This window comes from Streptomyces sp. MBT53, assembly GCF_016654115.1.
Taxonomy (GTDB): Bacteria; Actinomycetota; Actinomycetes; order Streptomycetales; family Streptomycetaceae; genus Streptomyces.
Genome location: NZ_JAEQAZ010000364.1, coordinates 1 through 4,296, shown reverse-complemented (window position 1 = coordinate 4,296; position 4,296 = coordinate 1). Strand labels below are relative to the sequence as shown.

Here is a 4,296-nt window from a genome sequence, read left to right as displayed (position 1 = left end):
CGGTCGGCACCGGCAACCCGCACGCCCCGGGCCTCGGCAAGCCCGTCCCTCCCACCGCGGTCCCCGTCCCCGCTCCCGACAACTCCCCCCAGCCCCAACCTCACCCCTACTCCCAGCCTCACGCCCAAGCCCCGGCCCGCTGGGACGAGTTGGCCGCCGCCGGTGCTCTCGTCCGGCGGGGGCCCGCGACCGCGTTGGCGGCCGAGCGGGCTCGGCAGGTGCGGATGACCGTGGTGGGGCCCGTCACCGAGCGGTGGGCGCCCGAGCAGGCCGTACCGGTGCACGAGAACTGGCAGTTGGCCGCGCCGATCGGTCCGGCCACCGACCTGTGGGCGCTCGGCGCGCTGCTCTTCCGGGCCGTACAGGGGCACGCGCCCTATCCGGAGGAGGCGACCGCCGAGCTGGTGCAGCTCGTGTGCGCGGAGCCGCCCGCCTTCGCGGAGGAGTGCGGGCCGCTGCGCCCGGTCGTGGAGTCGCTGCTGCGGCAGGACCCGACCGAGCGGCTGGACTTCGAGGAACTGCGGGGCTGGCTGCGGTCGTTGGTGCGTTCGGCGCCCGAGCCCGAGGCCGGTGCGCATGTCGTCGCCACTCCGCCGACCGACCCGCGGCGGCTGCCGATCGTGCGCAGGCGCGGCGAGTTGGTGCGCAGGCGGCGGGCCGGGCTGCCCGCGACCAGTCCGCACGGGCGGCACAAGCGGGCCAAGGAGGAGGTCGGCGGGTCGCCGCGCAGACTGGGGCGGACCCTGCTGGTGCTCATCTTCCTGCTGCTGGCCGGCGCGGTCGCCTACGCCATGCTCTTCCTGCCCAAGTCCGGGGAGGACACCGGCGCGGGGCAGGGGGACAGGACGGGAACGGCGGGAGATGTCAGTCCGGCGCCGGGGCAGTCCTCGGCCCAGGCGAGCAGTCAGCCGCAGCCCGACCAGACCTCACCCGATGCCTCCGCCTCCTCTTCTGCCTCCTCCTCCGCCTCCAACACCCCTTCGCAGCCCGCCGGTTCGACCGTCGCCGCCGGCTTCGAGCTGCGCAAGGACTCCGTGGGGTTCCAGGTCGCCGTCGCCAAGGGCTGGACCCGTACGCCGAAGAACGGCAGCGGCCAAGTGGTCTACTCGCACGGCGACTTCGAGCTGATCGTGGTGGCGGGACGGGACAGCGCGGCGAAGTACGGCAGCGACCCGATGGTCTACCAGCGGGACACGGAGCGCGAGTTGCAGCCCTACCGCGACTCCAGCTGGGCCACCGCGACCGGCCTGCGGACCATCACGGTCGGCGGAAAGACCATGGCCGAGGGGCAGTTCACCTGGACGGACAGCCAGGGCGGTGACCTGTTCGTACGCAACATGGCGTTCCTCATCGACGGCCGCTACCACATCGTGCAGGTGCGCGGCCCGGAGGCCCAACGGGACGAGGTGACACGGCTGTACGAGCAGGCGTCGTCGACCTACCAGTACACCGGCTGACCCGCGGAGGCGGCGCGCCGGAGCCAAATGGTTCCCGTTCGGGCGCAGAAGCGACAACCGTCACAGTGCGGTCTCCTTGGTACCCCGCTGGTTCCCTGTCGGAGGGCCGGTCCTTACGCTGAGCCTGTCAAGAGCATTGCGGGGCAACGTGAATCAGATGCAGGGCCTGCTCCTCGCGGGGCGCTATCGGCTCGCCGAATCGATCGGCAGCGGAGGCATGGGCCGGGTGTGGCGTGCGCACGATGAGGTGCTGCACCGGGCCGTCGCCATCAAGGAGTTGACGGCCGCGCTCTACGTGTCCGAGAGCGACCAGCCGAGACTTCTGGCGCGCACCCGCGCCGAGGCGCGCGCCGCCGCGCGCATCAACCACTCCGCCGTCGTCACCGTCCACGACGTCCTCGAACACGACGGCCGCCCATGGATCGTCATGGAGCTGGTCGAGGGCAACTCGCTGGCCGACGAGGTCAAGGAGCAGGGCCGCATCGAGCCGGCCGAGGTCGCGCGCATCGGCATGTGGGTGCTCCGCGCCCTGCGCGCCGCGCACGCCGCCGGTGTCCTGCACCGTGACGTCAAGCCCGGCAACGTACTGCTCGGGCAGGACGGCCGGGTGCTGCTCACCGACTTCGGGATCGCGCAGATCGAGGGCGACAGCACCATCACACGGACCGGCGAGGTCGTCGGGTCCGTCGACTACCTCGCCCCCGAGCGCGTCCGGGGTGCCGACCCGGGACCGTCCTCCGACCTGTGGGCGCTGGGCGCCACGCTCTACACGGCAGTTGAGGGCCGGTCACCGTTCCGCCGTACCTCGCCGCTGTCCACCATGCAGGCCGTCGTCGAGGAGGAGGTCGGCGAACTGCGGTACGCCGGTCCGCTCGCCCCCGTCATCGCCGCGCTGCTGAACAAGGACCCCGACCTGCGGCCGAACGCGGACCAGACCGAGCAGATGCTCGCGGAGGCCGCCGAGGGACGACGGCCGCGGTCGGCGGAGGAGTGGCTGCCGACGCAGCGGGTGGGCTCGCGGGCCGAGAGCTTCACGGACACGCCCGGCACGGGCGCGACGCCGTACCCCGGCACCGGGGCGCCGTCGTACGCGGGCACCGGCCCGACGTCGTACGCCGGTACGGGCGCGCCGTCGTACGCGTCCGCGACGGGGGCCACGTACCAACAGACGCCCCCCGTCTCCCTCGTGGGACCCGGTGCCGCCGCGCCCGCTCCGCCGAAGCGCCGCCGGGCCCGTTCGGTCGTCCTGGTGGTCGTCCTCGCCGCGCTCGTCGGCGGCGGTACGGCGCTGGGGCTGCAGAAGTGGCACCAGGACCAGGACCAGGGCGGCACCCCGGGAGCGTCGGCCTCGCAGAGCCCCACAGGGGGCGCCTCGACCTCGCCGCAGAACTCGAATCCCGCCAACTGGCAGACCTACACCGACCCATTGGGCTTCGAGATATCGCTCCCCAAGGGCTGGGTGCGGAAGCTCTATGTCTCCGACAACAAGAGCGGCGAGACCACCGACATCCAGCAGGTCGACTACACGCCCGACAACGGCGAGCACTTCGTCCGTATCGCCATCGACCCCACCCCGGACTTCCCCACCGCGAACGCCCACCAACTGGACCTGGAAGTACAGCTCCAGCGGCTGGTCGACTACAACAGGGTGACCCTGCAGGCGAACATCTTCCGCGACCGTCCGGGCTCCGTGTGGGACTACACCTGGACCGCGCAGGCGAAGGACACGCCCTTCCCGGGGCCGCGGCGGGCCATCGAGGAGACGTACACGTCCCGTGACGGGATCGAGTACGCGATCTACATGTCCTCGCCGGCCGCGGACTGGGCGACGACCAGTAAACAGTTCAAGTCGGTCCTGCAGAGCTGGAGTCCCAACTCGGGCTGACCGCTTCCGGTTGCGTCATGATGGTGCGCATGGGGACCGAGGGGGACAGCGTCCGGGTGATCGCCGGGCGTTACCGACTGGAGAAGCGGCTCGGGCGCGGCGGCATGGGCGTCGTGTGGCGGGCGACGGACCAACTGCTGGGCCGGCAGGTCGCCGTCAAGGAGATCGCCCAGGACGACTCGCTCTCCGAGGAGGAGGCCCGGCAGCACCGCGACCGGACGCTGCGCGAGGCGCGGGCGGTCGCGCAGTTGCGGCATCCGCACATCATCGTCGTGCACGACGTCGTCGAGCAGGACGAACGGCCGTACATCGTCATGGAGTTGATCGACGGCGGCTCGCTCGCCGACCGGATCTCCACGCACGGCCCGGTCGACGCCGCCGAGGCCGCCCGGATCGGCATCGCCCTCCTCGGCGCGCTGCGCACGGCGCACGCGGCGGGCGTCCTGCACCGGGACATCAAACCGGCGAACGTGCTGCTGGACACCACGGCGGACGGACCGGACCCCGACCGGACCGCCTCCGACGAGGCCGCCCGGGTCGTCCTGACCGACTTCGGCATTGCGCAGGTCGCGGGCGCCACGACGCTCACCGAGAACGGCGCGTTCGTCGGCTCGCCCGAGTACACCGCGCCGGAGCGGATGTCGGGGGTGCGGACCGGTCCCGCGTCCGACCTGTGGTCCCTGGGCGCGCTGCTGTGCACGGTGCTGAGCGGTGAATCGCCCTTCCGGCGCGACTCGTTGGGCGGCATCCTGCACGCGGTCGTCTTCGACGAGATCCGGCCACCCGAGGAGGCCCGGCCGCTGCTGCCCGTCGTACGGGGACTGCTCGAACGCGATCCGGAACGACGGCTGGTGGCGGCGGAGGCCGAGCGGATGCTGCGCGCCTTCCTGAAGACGGGGCGCACACCGAAGGCGGCCGCCGGGCGTACGTCGCACCCGGCACCCGGTTACACGC

At 72.3% G+C, this 4,296-nt stretch carries 2 protein-coding genes and 1 pseudogene; all 3 read left to right on the top strand.

The features are described 5' to 3' along the window. A pseudogene (locus JHN45_RS50910) lies at window positions 1–1,457 on the top strand (serine/threonine protein kinase); the annotation flags it as partial. A gap of 157 nt (window positions 1,458–1,614) precedes the next feature. Continuing rightward, complete coding sequence (locus JHN45_RS50905) at window positions 1,615–3,342, top strand: serine/threonine-protein kinase (RefSeq protein WP_201056282.1); 1,728 nt, start codon at window positions 1,615–1,617, stop codon at window positions 3,340–3,342. 29 nt (window positions 3,343–3,371) lie between these two features. Continuing rightward, on the top strand, window positions 3,372–4,296 hold a 925-nt coding region (locus tag JHN45_RS50900; RefSeq protein WP_201056280.1), incomplete at its 3' end, for a serine/threonine-protein kinase.